The organism is Streptomyces sp. T12, assembly GCF_028736035.1.
Taxonomy (GTDB): Bacteria; Actinomycetota; Actinomycetes; order Streptomycetales; family Streptomycetaceae; genus Streptomyces.
The window spans coordinates 7276042-7293592 of sequence record NZ_CP117866.1 but is presented as its reverse complement, the minus strand read 5'-3'; the positions used below and the strand labels follow the sequence as shown (position 1 = coordinate 7293592).

Genomic DNA, 17551 nt, shown 5'->3' with positions numbered 1-17551 from the left:
GTAACCGGTACCGGAAGCAGTCCCGGAACCGGTTTCGGTACCGGTTCCGGAAGTGAAGCACCGAGAGGCCCCACCGGTCAACACCCCGGAAACAACTCGTTAACGCGGCCGATCTCGGTCCCGCACGAGGCCGCGGAAGCCTGCCGGTCGCCACCCAAACCACCGCTCTGACCTGCACGGTTGCCGACTCCCACCCGCCATGGCGGAGCTCATTGGCGCGGCTGCCGGCCGCCGACGATGCCCGACGGACCGCAGACCCGTCCCGGAGCAATCGCGCCCGCACCGTTGACGCACTGGCCGGATTGCCCTTCATAATCGGGCACTCGCTGTCATCGATGACATATGTCGTCGCTGACACCCCAGTCGGCTGCGTGGACGTCGACGCCGCTGGGATGTCACTTTTCGGTCCGTCCGCGCCGGGGCCGCAGTCAGTGCTGCGCCGACGAGCCGCGGGACTAGGAGACACCATGAGCTCTGCACGCGTATCCCGGCATGCCCGCATACGGATGATCGCGGCGGTGGCGACCGTCTGCGCCCTGTCCGCAGCCCCGCTCGCCCCCCAGGCCGTAGCTGCCGACACCCCGCCGTACACCGAGACCTACCGACCCCAGTTCCACTTCACTCCGCAGAAGAACTGGATGAACGACCCCAACGGCCTCGTGTACCACAAGGGCGAGTACCACCTCTTCTACCAGTACAACCCCAACGGCAACTCCTGGGGCGACATGTCCTGGGGGCACGCGGTGAGCACCGACCTCGTGCACTGGAAGGAGCTGCCGCTCGCCCTGTCGCACGACGACAAGGAGATGGTGTTCTCCGGCAGCGCGGTCGTCGACTGGAACAACACCACCGGGTTCGGCACGAAGAAGAACCCGCCCATGGTGGCGATCTACACCAGCGCCTACAAGAACGGCGGCAAGCAGGCCCAGTCGCTCGCCTACAGCACCGACCGGGGCCGCACCTGGACCAAGTACCAGGGCAATCCCGTCATCGACATCGGCTCCAACAACTTCCGCGACCCCAAGGTCCAGTGGTACGCGCCGACCAAGAGCTGGCTGATGACGGTGTCTCTGTCCGCCGAGCACAAAGTGCAGTTCTACTCGTCCAAGAACCTCAAGGACTGGAAGCTCCAGAGCGAGTTCGGACCGGCCGGTGCGACGGGCGGCGTGTGGGAGTGCCCCGACCTGTTCCCCCTCGCGGTCGACGGAGACAAGAACAACATCAAGTGGGTCCTGGTCGTCAACATCAATCCCGGTGGTATCGCGGGCGGTTCGGGCTCGCAGTACTTCATCGGTGACTTCGACGGCAAGAAGTTCACCGCCGACGACAAGGGCACCTACACACCGCCCACCGGCACGGTGGTGCAGGACTTCGAGGGCGCCAATTTCGGTTCCTGGACGACCACCGGCACCGCGTTCGGTCAGGGACCGGCAACCGGTGCGGTGGACTGGCAGGGGGCGGTCACCGGCTTCGACGGCAAGGGCCTCGCCAACAGCTTCCACGGCGGTGACGGCGCCACCGGCACCCTCACCTCACCCGAATTCACCGTGGACAGCCCCTACCTGAACTTCAAGGTCGGGGGCGGACGGCACCCGCACGAGGCCGGAACCGTCATGGACAGAACTCCGCCCGAGGGCACGGTACTCGCCGACTTCGAAGGCGGCACCTACGGCGACTGGACGAAGACCGGAGACGCCTTCGGCACCGCACCGGCCCCCGGCACCCTCCCCGACCAGGGGCAGGTCTCCGGATTCCTGGGAGACGGGCTGGTCAACACCTTCCTGAACGGCGACTCGACCACCGGCACACTCACCTCACCCGAGTTCACCATCGACAAGAAGTACATCAAGTTCCTCATTGGCGGCGGCAACCACCCGGCCGACTCCGACAACCCCACCGCCGTCGAGCTCCTCGTGGACGGCCAGGTCGTCCGCAGCTCCACCGGAAAGGACGGCGAGGCACTCAACTGGGCCTCGTGGGACGTCGGCGAACTCGCCGGCAAGAAGGCGCAGATCAAGATCGTCGACAACAACAGCGGCGGCTGGGGCCACCTCAACGTCGACCACATCATGTTGTCCGACGCCTTGGCCCCGCGCGTCTCCCAGGAGACGTCCGTCAACCTGCTCGTCGACGGCGAGGTCGTCCGCAGCGCCACCGGCGCCGACAGCGAGAGCCTGGACTGGGCGTCCTTCGACCTGCGCCCCTACGTCGGCAAGAAGGCGCAGATCCAGATCGTCGACATGAACAACGCCGGCTGGGGCCACATCCTGGCCGACCAGTTCACCGAAGCCGACACCGCCGCCAAGTCCGTCGTACAGCGCGCCGACTGGGCCGACTACGGCAAGGACTACTACGCGGCCGTGTCCTGGGAGAACGCACCGGGCGGCAAGCGCTACATGGTCGGCTGGATGAACAACTGGGACTATGGCCAATCCATCCCCACCTCCCCATGGCGCAGCGCGCAGAGCGTTCCGAGGGAGATGGCCCTGCGCACCGTCGACGGCCAAGTCCGGCTGACCAGCAAGCCGGTGGGCAGCCTGGAATCCCTCCGGCAGCAGCACCCGGCGACGGCGTCAGGCATCACCGTCAACAGCACCTCCAAGCCCCTGATCAGCCGCGCGGCCAAGGGCAAGGCACTCGACATCGAGGCGACCTTCTCCCTCAAGGACGCCGAGCGCTTCGGCCTCAAGGTGCGCACCGGTGCAGGCGGCGAGGAGACCGTCATCGGCTACGACACCACCACCCAGGAGCTGTACGTCGACCGCACCCGCTCCGGCGCCGACGACTTCAACAGCACCTTCCCCGGCGTCCAGACCGCACCCCTGAAGCCCAAGAACGGCAAGGTCAAGCTGCGCATCCTCGTCGACTGGTCCTCCGTCGAGGTCTTCGGCGGCAACGGCGAGGCCGTCATCACCGACCAGATCTTCCCCGACCCCGCCAGCACCGGCGTCGAGGTCTTCGCCGAAGGCGGCACCGCCACCCTCAACCACCTGCAGGCGTGGCAGCTGAAGTCCATCTGGCGGTGACGCGCCGCAGGTCCGTGCGCCGACTGGCCAGGGGCGGCTTCCAGCGCGCGGCTCTCGGCGAGGCAGGCGGCAAGAAGGGGGCGTGGAATCAATCTCCGCGGGGCCGGTGCCCCCTGCCACTCCAGACCTGGCCCGCACCGGTGGTGCCTGCCTGTGTGTCTTCCCCTCTGAGCTGCGGCGTGGGGATTTTCGAATCAGACTCAATGGACTTCCGCAGCGACCTCGTCACAGGTTTCCTGGCCGCCCGTCGCTGGAGGGCGGCTTGGAGGAGTTGAGCAAGTCACTGCCAACCACCGCTCCAATTCCGCGATCCGCTCTGGCTGCTGGGCGATCGTCCTCACCTGAGCGGCCACCGCCAGCTTCACCCCCGCCACGGGCGCGGCCAGTGAACCCGTTCCGCACGGGCACCGCCTGAGGTCAGGCGCGGATCGGGGCGTGTACGACGTCGCGTCTGGAGGCGGATCGCCTGGCTCAGGCGATCGGCGTGGAGTGGGCGGACGTCGCTGCTGGACTTCCCCACAGGACACCTGACGGCCAAGAGTTCGTAACAAGCCATTGACAGGAGCTCTGGCCATGGGCAGTCTCATGTGCACGCCGTTGGCTAAACGATTAGTCAACCCGGTATCTACTAGTTTGGGCAGGGGCCATGGCGCGCCGGATCGGGATCAAGGACGTGGCCGCGGCGGCGGGTGTGTCGACCGCGACCGTGTCGCACATCCTGAACGGCGTCGAGGGCAAGCGGGCCAGTGCGGAGACCCGGCAGCGCGTCCTGCGGGTCGCCGACGAACTCGGGTACGCGCCGAACGGCCTCGCCCGGGGGCTGAGGCTGAGGCGGTCGCAGACCATCGGCTTCGTCAGCGATGAGATCGCCACCACCCCCCATGCCAGCCGGACGATCCTGGGCGCCCAGGAGGCCGCCGCAGCTGAGGGCCTGGTGCTGCTGCTGGTCAACACCAGCGGCGATGCCGAATTGGAGCGCACCAGCATCGAGATGCTGCTCCAGCGGCAGGTGGACGGGGTGCTGTACGCGGCGATGTACCACCGGAACGTGCGCGTGCCGGAGAGCCTGGGCTCGACGCCCACCGTGCTGCTGGACGCGCGCTCCGAGGACCCCGCCATCCCCTTCGTGGTGCCCGATGAGGTCCAGGGCGGATACACGGCGGTGCGTGAGCTGATCGACCACGGGCACCGCAGGATCGGCATGACCGTGCAGACCGTCGACGTTCCCGCCCGGCAGGGCCGCTTGGAGGGCTACCGCAAGGCGCTGGCCGAGGTCGGTGTCCCCTATGACCCGTCTTTGGTCGCCGCGGAGACGGCAGTGTCCTTCGGGACGACGGCCGGCGACGTGGACGCGGGCTACCGGGCTGCCCGACGCCTGCTGACGGCGGAGCAGCGCCCCACGGCACTGTTCTGTTTCAACGACCGGATGGCCGCCGGCGCTTATCGCGCTGCGGCCGAGTTGGGACTGTCCATCCCCGGTGATCTGTCGGTCATCGGGTTCGACAACCAGGAGCTGGTCTGCGAGGTCGTCCACCCCGCGCTGAGCACGGTTCAGCTCCCGCACTACGAGATGGGGGCACGGGCTGTGGCCCAGCTGCTCGCGCTCACCAAGACGCCGGGCCGGCCACCGGGCCCGGACAGCCAGGAGATGCTGCTTTGCCCGCTGGTGGCGCGGGCATCGGTCGCTTCGCCGCCCCGACTCTGACCCCGGGACGGCGAAGCACTTCACACCATGACAGGCGACCGTCGCAACCGGTCGTCGGTCCTGTCAGTACTTGGAACACAGTGAGGGTACACACATGTCCCCTGAGATTTTCAATGAGGCGTCGAGCCGTCGCAGCCTGCTGGTGCTGGACGCCGCCTCCGCCGCGCCGGTAAGCGCGGGCGGATCGGTCTGCGCCAGTTTGGCCCGCTCTTCCAGCGGCCCGGCCTCTTTGGCGCGAGGGTACTGAGCCTCGCGCCCTTCGCCGACCAGGTGTCGGCGCGTCAGCAAGCCTCTCTCCCGCAGCTCGCCGTCGGCATCGCGCCGGACCTGCCTTTGTGTTGCCATGCCGCCGGGGCCTTCCGCGAGTGCTGGTGGAGGCCACTTTCTTCGAATTTTGCGAAGGGATCGTGGCCGGTTTCGTCCGGTGACCGCCCTTCGCATGCCCTCTGTACTTACCGAAAGGCACGTGTGTGTCCACCGCGCCCCGTGATCTGTTCCGGCCCGTTGCGCACTTGCGCCCGCCCCGCAACTGGATCAACGACCCCAACGGGCTGGTCTTCCACGACGGCCACTACCACGCGTTTTACCAGTACAACCCGTACGGAGCGACCCACGCGAACATGCACTGGGGCCACTTCCGCAGCCCCGACCTGCTGACCTGGGAGCCGCTGCCGATCGCCCTGTCCCCGACCCCGGGTGGCGTGGACGCCGACGGCTGCTTCTCCGGCAACGCCGTCTCCGATGGCAACCGGTTGGTCGCCTTCTACTCCGCGCACCGCGAGGACCGCTCGCCCCAGCACCAGCCGGTCACCTACGCCACCTCCCATGACGGCGGCCTGACCTTCCGCCCGCGTGGCGAACTGGTCGTCCCTGCTTGGCCCGAGAGCTGCACCATGTACCGCGACCCGTACGTCTGGCAGGACGGCGACGGCTGGCGGATGCTGGTCGGCGCCGCCCTCGCGGACGGCCGTGGCACGGCCCTGCTCTACGAGTCGCCCGACCTGGAGAACTGGACCTACCTGGGGCCCTTTGACGCCCGCGAGCAGGAGCCGGTCGGCGGCACGGAACTGCACACCGGCGAGGGCTGGGAGTGTCCCCAGTACCTCCCGGCGCAGTCCGGACGGCCCGGTGCTCTTATCTTCAGCGCCTGGAACGACGACGACAGCCCACGGTGCGTCACGGCTCTGGTCGGCGAGGAACATGGCAACGTCTTCGAGGCCGGCGCGCCAGTCCTCGTGGACCACGGCCCTGACTGCTATGCACCCGCCCTGCTGCGTGCACCCGGCGGCAGATGGCTGCTGTGGGGCTGGTCCGTGGAAGCCCGCGAGGAAGCCTGGGCGGTCGCGGACGGATGGGCCGGCGTGCTGACCCTGCCTCGCGAGATCTCGGTCGGCGGCGACGGAACGCTGCGCCAGCAGCCCGCCGCCGAACTGCTCGACCTGCGCGGCGAGCACGCCGTCCACACCGAGGGCGTGACAGATGGCCCGGTGGACCTCGGCAGCGTGGGCCGCGCCTTCGACCTGACGGCCCGCCTGGAGCCGACCGGAAACGCCGGTCTGCGGCTGCTCACCACCCCGGACGGCTCCGAGTACCTCGACATCCGCCTCGACGCCGACACAGGCGAACTGGTCGTCGACCGCGACCACGCCTCGCTGGACACCCGGGCCCGCGGCGGCTCCTACCGGATGCCCTGCCCAGTCGGCCGGCCCGTCGACGTGCGCGTGGTCGTCGACCACTCCATCGCCGAAGTCTTCCTGACCTCCACCGGCCAGGTCCTCACCCTGCGCTTCTACCCGACCGGGGACGGCCCGTGGCGGCTACAGGCACGCAGCGCGCCCAACGCGCACCTCGGCTACGCGGTCGACGCCTGGGAGCTGCGGCCTCTCGTGATCAAGGAGGCGAGCGGCAACTCCGGTGAGCCCGAAGGACAGTCCGCATGAGCCCCCACCTCTCTCCGCACGCGTAGGCAGCCCTGCCCACGCCGTAGGGCTCGTTCCCACCCCAGTTCTCCACCCTCCACGCCCCATCCGCACCTCTCACCCTCACCCGCACCACACACCGGAGGCACCCACCATGAACATCGGCAATAGAAGTTCCCGCCGGATGGCTTGTACGGCCCTGGCCCTCGTCCTTCCGCTGGCCGCGCTGGCCGCCTGCGGCGGGGGCAGCGGCACCAACACCTCCGCCGAGAAGGGCAGCGGCACGGGCACCATCACTGTCTGGGCCCACCAGGGTCAGCAGAGCGAGGCCGCCGCCGTGCAGAACGCGGTGAAGACCTTCAACTCCTCGCAGAAGAAGGTCAAGGTCAAGCTGACGCTGATCCCCGACAACGACTACACCAAGACCATCACCACCACCGACGCCTCCAAGCTGCCGGACGTGATGGAGTTCGACGGCCCGACCATGGCGAGCTTCGTCTACAACCAGAAGCTCGCCGCGATCGACGACTACGTCTCCGCCAAGACCCTGGCCAACGCCACGGACGCCATCAAGGCCGAGGGCGAGATCGACGGCAAGCACTACGGCCTGGGCATATACGACTCCGGGCTCGGCATCTACGGCAACAAGAAGCTGCTGGACGCGGCCGGGGTGAAGTACCCCACCGGTGTGTCCGACGCCTGGACCGCGGACGAGTTCACCGCGGCCGTCAAGAAGCTGGCCGCCAAGGACTCCGACGGCAAGAGCCTGGACATTGGGGAGGGCGGCGGCTTCGCGAACGAGTGGGGCACCTACGGCTTCAGCCCGATCGTCTGGTCGGCAGGCGGCTCGCTGCTGAAGAACGGCAAGGCAGAAGGCGCTCTCGACACCCCGGCCGTGGCCTCGGCGCTGAAGACCTTCCAGTCGTGGAAGACCTACGTCGACCCCAACACCGACTCGAACGCCTTCCCCAAGGGCCGCGTCGCCCTCAGCTGGGTCGGCCACTGGATGTACCCCGCCTTCAGCAAGGCACTCGGTGGCGACCTCGTCGTGCTGCCGCTGCCCGACTTCGGCAACGGCCCCAAGACCGGCCAGGGCTCCTGGGCCTGGGGCATCGGCGCCAACACCAAGAACGGCAAGGCCGCCGGCGCCTTCCTCGACTCCCTCATGAACGACACCAACGTCACCGCGATGACCACGGCCAACGGTGCCCCTCCCGGCACCAAGTCCGTGCTCGCCACGAGCGACCTGTACAAGCAGGGCGGCCCGCTCCAGCTCTTCGCCGACCAGCTGGCCAAGCCGTGTGGCGACAGTGACATCACGAAGTCCTGCGTGGCCGTGACCCGCCCGGTCACCGCCGGATACCCCACGGTCACCGCCAAGTTCAGCCAGGCGCTGAGCGACATCTACGGCGGCGCCGACCCGAAGACCGCTCTGGCCAAGGCCGCCCGCGCCATCGACCAGGACTACTCGGACAACGACGGTTACCAGCTGCCGTAGCCGGCATCCAGCAGCCGGGAGGGCCGGGCACACGCTGACAGCGCCCGCTCCTCCCGGCAGGGAAGAGGACCCCTACCGTGACCACCGTCAACCCCGCACCCGCCACGCCCGCCGGCAGGAAACCGACCTCACCACCGACATCCGCCAAGTCCAAACGGTCCGGGCACAGAAACCGCGACTGGCTGCACGGGCTGTTGATGTCCGCACCCGCCCTCGGCGGCCTCATCGCCTTCGTCGGCGTCCCCTTCGTCTACGCGGTCGTGCTCTCCTTCTACAACGTGCGCCTCGGCTCGCCGCTCCCGCCCCGCTTCTTCGGCCTGGAGCAGTACCGGCGCATCTTCACCGACCCCGACATGTCCGGCCCGTTCCTGCGGGCCCTGCTGAACAACCTGACCTTCGCCGTGGTCGTCGTACCCCTGCAGACCGGCCTGGCACTGGCCCTGGCGATCCTCCTCAACCGCAAACTCAAGGCCATCGGCCTGTTCCGGTCCCTGTTCTTCCTGCCCGTCGTCTTCCCCATGGCCCTGGTCGCCGTCATCTGGCGGCTCATCCTCGCCCGCAGCGGCGACGGCCTGCTCAACTCCGCCCTGGACGCGGTGACTTTCGGCAACTGGGGCGCCTTCGACTGGCTCGGCGACGGGCTCACCGCCATGGCCTCGATCATCGTGCTGTCCGTCTGGCAGGGCGTCGGCTTCCAGATGGTCATCCTCCTCGCCGGACTCCAGCAGATCCCCGGCGAGCTCTACGAGGCCGCCCAGCTCGACCGTGCCTCCCGCTGGCAGCAGTTCCGCCACGTCACCCTGCCCGGCATCCGCGGCACCCTCGTCTTCGTCGCCCTGCTCACCTCGGTGTTCTCCTTCCGCGTCTTCGACCAGGTCTACGTCCTCGTCAAGGGCGGCGGACTCGACGAGGACGCCACCCGCACGGTGATGTACCAGGCCGTCACCACGGCCTTCGACCAGAACAACATCGGCCAGGCGTCCGCGATCACCGTCGTCTTCTTCCTGATCGTCGTCGCCCTGACCCTCACCCAGCGCCGCGTCGTCCGCGCGGGCAACGAGGACTGACCATGACCCGCTCACCCCTGCGCCGCTTCCTCGACTACGCCGTCCTGAGCGTCCTGGCCTTCATCTTCGTCCTGCCCGTCCTCTACCTGTTCCTGGGCAGCTTCAAGCCCTCCGACGAAGTGCTGAACGGCCTGACCGGCTTCCTGCCCACCCACCTGTCGCTGGACAACTACACTGCCGTCCTTGACAGCTTCGACTCCGACGCCACCGGCTACTTCTGGCGGTTCATGGGCATCTCACTGCTCCTGTCCGCCGTCGTGGTGCTCGGCGGGCTGATCGTCAACTCCATGGCCGCCTACGGGCTCACCCGGCTGCGCTGGAAAGGCCAGAACACCGTCTTCACCCTCGTGCTGCTGCTGTTGCTCGTCCCGTTCGAAGCAGTGGCCGTCCCGCTGTTCTACATGTTCAACGACCAGCGCAACACCATCTACATCCAGGCCATCCCCTTCATCGCCCAAGCCTTCTCCATCTTCCAGTTCGCCACCTACTTCCGCGCGATCCCGCCCAGCATCGAGGAAGCCGCCCGCATCGACGGCGCCGGCCCCTGGCGCACCTTCTTCGCGATCGTCGTCCCGATGTCGAAGCCGGTGTACGCGTCGGTGGCGATCCTGACCTTCCTCGGCCAGTGGGGCTCCTTCCTCTGGCCCGTCCTGATGGTCTCCGACCCCTCAGTGCGTCCCCTCCCGCTGCAGATGAGCGTCTTCCAGGGCCAGCAGCCCGTGGACTGGGGCCAGGTCCTCGCCTTCGGTGTCCTGCTGGTCCTGCCGGTGCTGATCGTCTTCACGTTCTTCCAGCGGTGGTTCGTGCAGGGCGTAGCCAGCTCCGCCGTAAAGGGCTGAGCCCGCTTTGACCGGTCGAGCCTTTCGGTGCTTGTGTCGTCAGCCGGACGGCCCTTGAGACCGCGCTCGTCGTGGGCTCTTCCAGTGTCGGTCCACCGCCTGCCCGCTTGCGGCAGTGTGCGATGCACGGTCACCTGACCCCAGCCCTCCGCGGGCAGCACGCAGTTGGGCAAAGACGCCCCGACCGCTTCGGCGGGGCGCAGCCCGGCGTAGTACATCCCGGCGAACAGTCCGACCAGCCGCCGTCCACGAGCCCGCCGGTAACTGCCGACGTAGGAGACCGCGCGCAGCAGGGAACGCGCCTGACCTGGGTTGGCGACCACCCGTGGGTCGACCTGGTGGACGGTCTCAGCCACGCTCCATTTGATGGGAGCAAGTGGGTCGGCGGGCAACTTGCGCTGCTCGACGGCGTACCGAACCGCATTGACCAGGACCTTGTGCTTGTGCCGCTGCGTCTCGGCCGCCGCCACCGCGCCATCCTGCTTGAGCCGCAGGGCTGTCAACACCGACCGCATCACGGCCGGATCCATCAGATCGGCCAGCGGACGTGAGGCTCCCGCCACCCAGCGCAGGGCCAGCCGGACATCCGCCGGCATCTGACACGGCTCCGGGCATGGGACGACGAACGCCCAGCCCCGCATCGCCCGCCGCAGCAGTTCATCGCTCGGACGGCCCCGCACGTCCCGGAGCATCGCCCGGGTGATCGCGCACAGCGCATCGTTGGTCTCATCCCGGGTCTTCGCCGCGATCAGCGGCCACCTCATCTCCATGTACTCCAGAGCAAAGGCGTACCAGCTGACCCCAGCCGCGCGACCCTGTGGCGAGCCACGGCTGATCCCCGCAGGGGACTCATCCGCAGCGCCTTGCCGAACGGAGCGGAGGAGCGCCGCGCCGAGGTCATCGGCCAGCGCCCTGATATCCGTCGCACCCGCTGTGCGGCGAACGGCCACGGCCCTGCTTCCACGTCTCCTGCCGGGGACGCCGCGCGCCTGAGATTTCGAGTTCCTCATGACATCCACCACCCTTCTGTTCAGGTGAACGTCCTGGATGCCCACATAAAGCCTCGGCAGCAACGACGCCGCTGCGCTCCCCTCTGCGCACCCCAGACAAGGCTGGAGCCATCCGCAGCGAGCGACTCAACGGCTTCGCTGTGCCAGCCCCACTCGGGGAGGATCGGAGGTAGGATGAGTAGCATGAGTGACCCTACCGGAAAGTACTCAATCACCATGCCCCGCGACATCGCCGAGGCTGCCAGGGCCCGCAGCGGCCCTTCGGGCCTGTCTGCCTATGTCGCCGCCGCCGTCGCGCGCCAGATCGAGCGGGACAATCTCAACGAGCTCATCCAGGTCGCCGAGGCCGAGCACGGGCCCATCACCGACGAAGAGATCCAGGCCCTGCGCGACCAGCTCCACCAGGCCCGCCAGCAGCAAACGCAAGGCGGGGCGAACGCCGCGTGACCCGCCCCTCCCCCGCTACCCCCGGCGGCACCCTCGTCCTCGACAGCGAAGGGCTGGCGAAGGCCGTCCTTCGCGACCGCACCGTCACCGGTTGGCTCGCCCTCGCTCGCGCCGACGACCTGCGGGTGATCACTTCCGCGGCCACCCTCGTGGAAGTGGTCCACCCCCGGATCAACCGCCCGGCCCTGGAGTGGACCCTCTCCCGCCTCGTCATCGAACCGGTCACCGAACCCATCGCCCTCCACGCCGCCGCCCTCCTCGCCGACGCCGGCCTGCACGGCCATAAATACGCCATCGACGCCATGCTCGGCGCCACCGCCCTCGCAGCCCCCGGTCCGGCGACGGTTCTCACCTCGGACCCCGAGGACCTAACCGCCCTGTGCGGTTCTCGCATCACTGTCATCAAGGTCTAGCGTCAGCTCTGCGGTACCGATCCCCTTCGGCGCTCCCCACCGCAGGGCCGCCAACCGCGGAGTCATTCCGATCTGGACCATGGCCGCAGCCACCGGGATAAGGTCCGAGCGTGGCCTTTATAGTGACTCTGAGCTCGAACGAACTCGACGCCAACCAGGGCAAGTTCAGAATTGAGCAGCGCCTGACCAAGTCCCGCCCAAAGAGCTTGAACATCGACGCAGCTCTCAGCGGACCGCCCATCGTGCTCTTGATCGGTGAGGCCCCCGCCCAGTCCGGCCGCGACCGGTCACGTTGGCTCGCATGGATAGGTATCGTGGCTCGTCATGGCACCGTGGGAGCCGTCGACAAAAGCATTACCGTCGATCCACTCCGCGAGTGCCTGGAGACCGTTCCAGCTCGACGGCCTCGACGGCATACCAGCGCCCCTGCGACAAGAGTTCGACCGCGCTTCACTGCTGGGCACAGTCGGCGCATGCAGCAACGCCGTATGGCAATCGCTGGAAAGCGCGCTACGCGCGAGGTGGCCCGGGCTTGGCCCTCTCCTTGACTGGCTGATAGCCCAAGCCGACCCGCCTGCCTTCGGAAACAGCCCTGCCGACCAGTCATGGCGCGAGCGCCCACACGGGACGCCCGTCGTGACGGCCCCATCCACCCCTGGGGATTCCGCAACCCGCCACAGCCGGTAGCCCACTCTGCGGGGCGGGTCTTCCCGTATCTACCCTGAAACTTTTCAGGGTTCGTCTGACGCCCCAATGAGAGACCATGCGCATGGCAAGAATGACGCAAAGGGTCCAGATGAACTGCGGTTTCCTCCATGCGCAGGGTCGGGGGCTTCAGCTCGGGCAAGTCCGAGTGACGAAGGAGACATGATGAAGGTACGCAAGGCGGCCAAGATGCTGTCGACTGCCACGTTGGCGGTAGTGATCGGCTTGGGTGCCGCCGGTACGGCTCATGCGGTCACCTGGCACGCGCGTACCTACTCGGGCGACAGCCTGACGGATGCTGGCGGTGCGAGGTGGGCAGAGGCGTTTTTGTACCCCGACGACGACAACGTCGCGTACTACGCAAAGTTCAACCCGGACGGCGAAGAACTGATCGCTTATGATCGGCTGGCCGATGGACACGCGACCCGGATCGAGATGAGCGTCTACAGCTCGTATAACCCAGACGACGGGTTCCTTGTGGACAGGGACACATTCTACGTGAGCACGGCGGACGGAACCAAAACGTTCAACCTGGGATCCCCCGACGGCAGCGGCGACATCCCAGAGGACTACTCGATCAACATGCGCGTGTGCATCAACGAGACGGTCCACTGCACCGATTGGGTCCGAGGCAGGTCTTAGGTCGTCACCGTTTGCAGAGCCGGTCTCTGGAGGTCGCTTCAGCATCGAATTCAACAAGGCCCGCTCCCGTCGGAACGCATCGAAGCCGCTCTGCGCACGGTATGCGATAGAGGTCACTCCACCGCCTCGCACGGAAGGGAGAACACACAGCTCAGACGGCATTTCTAGACGCGTCTAGGCATGCTCTCCGGAGCCGTGTGCGCAGGTTCGAATCCTGCCGGGGGCACTCGCCGAAAATCAGTGGAAATCTTGCGCTGACCAGGGCGGATGCCGACATTAGAGAGCGGGACCCAGTGTTACTGGGGCCCGCTCTTTGTCGTTCGCTCAAGGACGTGCGGTGGCGCTGTGGGCCGCCCGTGATGCGGAGGGGGTTCAGTTTCTCTGCGTCGGGGGTGTTCGGCCCGCGGGGGAGGGCGCCGGGCGCCGTCGCCCGCCCCCGCCGGGATCGCCGGCAAGGCCGCGGGGGGCTACCTCGCCGGCGTCGTCCTCGGCGCGATCAGGGCGCCGGCCGGGTTCTGCGTCGACCGCGGCCGGGGTGGGCCGGTTCTCGGAGGAGTCCTATGCCCCAGACCCGCTGTGTGAAGGCGGACTCTGGGCGCCGTCGGACGGTTCACCGCGGCGTATGAGGCTGCCCGGGCCGGCCCTGCAGATCATCCGACGCGAGGCTCGTGATGATGCCCGGGATGCGCTGCCCGCTGGTCCCAGCGGGGCGCTTCTCCACCGGTCAGGAGTTCTGCTGCCTGGTTCTGCGTGTGTGTGGCTGCCATTTGGGCTTCCGCCACGGCGTCTCCGCGTTCACGCACCAATTCTTCATAGATCGGTGGGTGATCGTTGTCGGTGGGATTTCGTGTCACAATGCCGATCCTTCGCTGGGTAATGCCGTCAGGCCCTGTGGAATCGGGCGGCAATTCCGCGCCCGGGGAGCAGATAACGGGCGGCCGGGGTGCCGTAATTGAGGATGATGCGTAGGCCCTCTGTGCCCGTTGTGAAAATGTCCTGTGCCCATCCACCGAGCCGGTCCGGCGTTGCGTGTGCGGCGGCCTGGTTGCGCAGGGAGTGGTCGGGGCCTGCGGGCCGGCCGTCCTTCCGGTGTCCGGAAACCGGGTCGGTGTTCACGAGAAATCCGTTCTGGCGCATTGCTGGGCGGACGGGTCACCCCGCGAAGCCGAAATTCGGCCGTCGAGGGTGACCGCTTCTACCTGGTTCTGCGCCAAGGAAACGCGTGCGCGTTACACCGCCGCCCGAGGCAGCCTGAATTTGGCGGCGTGGACGAGGGCGCTTATGGGTGGATCAGACCTGGCTGCCGGTGGGGAGCATCGCCCAGACCGTCTTGCCGTTGGGCTGCCGTCGGGTCCAGCCCCAGTGCTCGGACAGGGCGTCGATGATGCGCAGCCCGCGGCCGTGCTCGTCGAGGGGGTCGCTGGTGTGCGGGTACACGGGCGGGTTGTCGCTCGGGTCGGTGACGGCGCAGACCAGGTGGGCGGGGCGGCGGAGGCTGAGCCTGAGCCAGATCTCGGGCTCACCGGCGGCCAAGGGGTGGGGCGCGGAGTGCGGGGCCGCGTGCAGTACGGCGTTGGCGGCCAGCTCGGTGACCACCATGAGGGCGTCGGCGCTGCAGTGGTCGAGGGCCCAGTCACCGAGGGTGCGACGGACGAAGTCGCGGGCCTGGCAGCAACCCTGTTCGGCGCCGACGAGGCGCAGGGCGGCCGAGCGGGGCGAGGTGCGCGGGGGTTCGGGCCTGGTGAGATGGGCCCGGCCCGGGGTGCCGGGGTGCGCTGCCGGTGACCCGGTCCACTCCGCAGGGGATGCAGCGCTACCGGGCAGTCGAAGCCCTTCGTACGCAGGTAAGGACACAACGTCTCCCTGATACACGGTCAAGGCGGGGCGTCCGCGCTGCAGTTGACGCCACGGACTATTATCCACGCCGACGGCGCCTCCGTGCAATTTCACGGGAAATTGCGCGAGCGGTGTCGACGCAGAGCACGTGATGCCCTCGGACCCGCCGGGGCGGTGGGGCGTACACGTGGCGGAACGTGAGCAAGGAGAGTGCAGTGCCAACAGCACCGAACGGCGTGCGGGCAAGCTCGTTGGGCGTCCGCTGGACCAAGAGCCGGCACAGCAATGCCGAGGGCAACTGCGTCGAGGTGGCCCCCTTGGGCGACGGCAGCGTCGCGATGCGCAACTCCCGCGACCCCGACGGGCCGGCCCTCGTCTACACACCGGCCGAGATCGCCGCCTTCCTGGCGGGCGCGAAGGAAGGAGAGTTCGACCACCTGGTCTGACCCGGGCCGCCGTGCGCGGTCGTCCATCCGCAGAAGCCAGGGGGCCGCTGCGAAGCGGAAGTTGTGCCCCTTACTTGTGCCGGTTCAGGCGGCGCGAGGCGGCGGGATGCGATAATGCGGTCTGTCGTATGCCGGTCTACGGGGAGTCAGGATGTCCGCCGAGTCGCCTCGCATCTCCCGCCTCGAACCGTATCTGAACCGGTCCGAGCCCGCGCCGACCCTGCTGAAGATGCTGGTCGGCGTCCAGCTGGCGGGTATCCGCGAGGACTTCGGGCTCTCCCAGGACCAGGCGGCACGCGCCGTCGGGTTCAGTCCGGCGAAGCTGTCGCGCATCGAGGCGGGCAAGGGCCGTCGGCCGCCCACGGAGGTCGACGTGCGTGCGCTGCTGGAGTTGTACCGGGCCGAGGAGTACGAGTCCTCGGTGCTGCTGCAGTTGCTGCGGCGGGCCGGTGAGCCCGGGTGGTGGCAGCGCTATGACAAGCGGCTGATGCCGGAGTGGTTCGACCGGCTGGTCGGGTTGCAGGAGGCCGCGACCGCCATCCGTACCTTCGAGATCCAGTACGTGCCGGGCCTGCTGCAGACCGAGGCCTACACCCGGGCCGTGGTGGAGCGCGGGCTGCCGTCGGCGCCCAGCCGTGAGGTGGAGCGGCGCGTCGAGCTGAGGATGCGGCGGCGGGAACTGCTGCATCGGCCAGGCGGGCCTCAGCTGTGGGCGATCGTCGACGAGTCGGTGCTGCTGCGGATGCTGGGCAGCCGCGAGGTGATGCGTGAGCAGCTGGACCATCTGGAGGAGATGGCCCGGCGCCCCCATGTGACCCTGCAGATCGTGCCGTTGGACGTGACCAACGCCTCCGCGCCCGCCATCCCCGTCACCTATCTACGCTTCGGCGGCGTCGATCTGCCCGACATCGTCTATCTGGAGCACATCAAGAGCGCCGCCTTCCTGGAGGACCAGGACGAGACGGAGGAGTACCGGATCGCCCTGGACCGGCTGGGCGACGAGGCCCTCAACCCGCGCGAGTCGCTGCAGCGACTGCGTGAGACGAAGGCCCGGTACGCACCTGCCCCGTAGGTCGGCGCTGCGCTACGGCAGTCGGCCGACGCCGCCGAACTCGATCCACTCCTGGGTGAGTTGGCGCGGTGCCACCTCGGTGTCGGGACGCCAGGTGGAGACCTCCACCAGGCCCGGGTCCAGGATGTCCAGGCCCTCGAACAGCTGCGCCACGTCCTTCTCCTGGCGCACCCGGCCCCAGTGCCCCTGCGTCGCCTGGTCCATGAAGTTGGTGACGAACTCGCGGACCTCGGGGTCCTCGCTGACCAGCTGGCACATCACCAGGTAGCTGCCGGGCACGAGTCGCTCGGCCACGCGGCGGGCCACGGCGAGCGGGCCGTCGGTGTCGCTGTCGGGGATGCAGTGGAACACCGAGTTGAACAGCACGGCCACCGGCTGCGAGAAGTCGATCAGGCGCTTGGTGTCCGCGTGAGAGAAGATGCCGTCGGTGTCGCGCATGTCGGCGTGGATGACGGCGGTGTTCTCGTTCTGCTCCAGCAGGGCGCGGCCGTGGACCAGGACCATCGGGTCGTTGTCGACGTACACCACGCGCGAGGACGGGTCGATGGCCTGCGCGACCTGGTGGACGTTGTTCTGGGTGGGCAGGCCGGAGCCGTGGTCGAGGAACTGCCGGATGCCGTAGTCCTGGGCCAGCGTCCCGACCACCCGCTGCAGGAAGCGCCGGTTGTTCAGCGCGAGGGCGCGGGTACTGGGGACGACCTTGTCCAGCTGTTCGCAGGCGGCTCGGTCGGACGCGTAGTTGTCCTTGCCGCCGAGGTAGTAGTCGTACATGCGCGCGGCTGTCGGAATCGTGGCATCGATCGACTTGGACAGCGGCTTTCCAGGCTCCATCGTTTCCCCCAGTGGCAGGGCCGGTCGAGGAGATCACCTCGCCCGACAACACATCCTAGGGAGGCGGCAGTTGGTCAGGCCAGTCCGTCTGTCAA

At 68.0% G+C, this 17551-nt stretch carries 14 protein-coding genes; 11 read left to right on the top strand and 3 right to left on the bottom strand.

Annotated features, from left to right (window positions below; genetic code table 11):
• The first annotated feature begins 467 nt into the window (after positions 1-467).
• Together PBV52_RS32980 and PBV52_RS32975 are read left to right on the top strand one after the other, a co-directional pair.
• A complete protein-coding gene (locus tag PBV52_RS32980; RefSeq protein WP_274243384.1) occupies positions 468-3026 on the top strand; it encodes a GH32 C-terminal domain-containing protein in 2559 nt (852 codons plus the stop codon).
• A 646-nt stretch (positions 3027-3672) separates the two neighbouring features.
• A complete protein-coding gene (locus PBV52_RS32975) occupies positions 3673-4731 on the top strand; it encodes a LacI family DNA-binding transcriptional regulator (protein ID WP_274243383.1) in 1059 nt (352 codons plus the stop codon).
• A gap of 63 nt (positions 4732-4794) precedes the next feature.
• On the opposite strand, the gene PBV52_RS32970 is transcribed toward PBV52_RS32975, so the two are convergent.
• Positions 4795-5076: a hypothetical protein gene (locus PBV52_RS32970; protein WP_274243382.1), complete on the bottom strand. Its 282-nt coding sequence runs from the start codon at positions 5074-5076 to the stop codon at positions 4795-4797.
• Positions 5077-5201: 125 nt separating this feature from the next.
• Here PBV52_RS32970 and PBV52_RS32965 point away from each other — a divergent pair, with 125 nt between their 5' ends.
• The 7 genes from PBV52_RS32965 to PBV52_RS32935 all read left to right on the top strand — a co-directional run bounded on the left by PBV52_RS32965 (position 5202) and on the right by PBV52_RS32935 (position 13271).
• Positions 5202-6671, top strand: coding sequence for a glycoside hydrolase family 32 protein (locus PBV52_RS32965; protein ID WP_274243381.1), 1470 nt, complete (start codon positions 5202-5204; stop codon positions 6669-6671).
• 133 nt (positions 6672-6804) lie between these two features.
• Positions 6805-8148, top strand: a complete 1344-nt coding sequence (locus PBV52_RS32960) for a sugar ABC transporter substrate-binding protein (protein WP_274243380.1) — start codon at positions 6805-6807, stop codon at positions 8146-8148.
• 77 nt (positions 8149-8225) lie between these two features.
• The gene (locus tag PBV52_RS32955) at positions 8226-9215 is read left to right on the top strand and encodes a carbohydrate ABC transporter permease (protein WP_274243379.1); all 990 of its coding nucleotides are present in this window, start codon (positions 8226-8228) and stop codon (positions 9213-9215) included.
• 2 nt (positions 9216-9217) lie between these two features.
• The gene (locus PBV52_RS32950) at positions 9218-10054 is read left to right on the top strand and encodes a carbohydrate ABC transporter permease (RefSeq protein WP_274243378.1); all 837 of its coding nucleotides are present in this window, start codon (positions 9218-9220) and stop codon (positions 10052-10054) included.
• A gap of 1193 nt (positions 10055-11247) precedes the next feature.
• Positions 11248-11511 carry a CopG family transcriptional regulator gene (locus PBV52_RS32945; RefSeq protein WP_274243377.1) on the top strand — a complete coding sequence of 88 codons (264 nt, stop codon included), beginning with the start codon at positions 11248-11250 and terminating at the stop codon, positions 11509-11511.
• The gene (locus tag PBV52_RS32940; protein WP_274243376.1) at positions 11508-11924 is read left to right on the top strand and encodes a PIN domain-containing protein; all 417 of its coding nucleotides are present in this window, start codon (positions 11508-11510) and stop codon (positions 11922-11924) included. The genes PBV52_RS32945 and PBV52_RS32940 overlap by 4 nt, the downstream gene beginning before the upstream one ends.
• 867 nt (positions 11925-12791) lie before the next feature.
• Complete coding sequence (locus tag PBV52_RS32935) at positions 12792-13271, top strand: hypothetical protein (RefSeq protein ID WP_274243375.1); 480 nt, start codon at positions 12792-12794, stop codon at positions 13269-13271.
• 1290 nt (positions 13272-14561) lie between these two features.
• On the opposite strand, the gene PBV52_RS32930 is transcribed toward PBV52_RS32935, so the two are convergent.
• Positions 14562-15125 carry an ATP-binding protein gene (locus tag PBV52_RS32930; protein WP_274243374.1) on the bottom strand — a complete coding sequence of 188 codons (564 nt, stop codon included), beginning with the start codon at positions 15123-15125 and terminating at the stop codon, positions 14562-14564.
• A gap of 197 nt (positions 15126-15322) precedes the next feature.
• On the opposite strand from PBV52_RS32930, the gene PBV52_RS32925 reads away from it, so the two are divergent.
• Both PBV52_RS32925 and PBV52_RS32920 read left to right on the top strand, forming a co-directional pair.
• On the top strand, positions 15323-15553 hold the full coding sequence (locus PBV52_RS32925; protein WP_079052310.1) for a DUF397 domain-containing protein: 231 nt from the start codon (positions 15323-15325) through the stop codon (positions 15551-15553).
• A gap of 151 nt (positions 15554-15704) precedes the next feature.
• Positions 15705-16625, top strand: coding sequence for a helix-turn-helix transcriptional regulator (locus PBV52_RS32920; protein ID WP_274243373.1), 921 nt, complete (start codon positions 15705-15707; stop codon positions 16623-16625).
• A gap of 12 nt (positions 16626-16637) precedes the next feature.
• Here the strand turns inward: PBV52_RS32920 and PBV52_RS32915 are convergent, their stop codons facing one another.
• The gene (locus PBV52_RS32915; protein ID WP_274243372.1) at positions 16638-17456 is read right to left on the bottom strand and encodes an SAM-dependent methyltransferase; all 819 of its coding nucleotides are present in this window, start codon (positions 17454-17456) and stop codon (positions 16638-16640) included.
• Between the last annotated feature and the right edge of the window lie 95 nt (positions 17457-17551).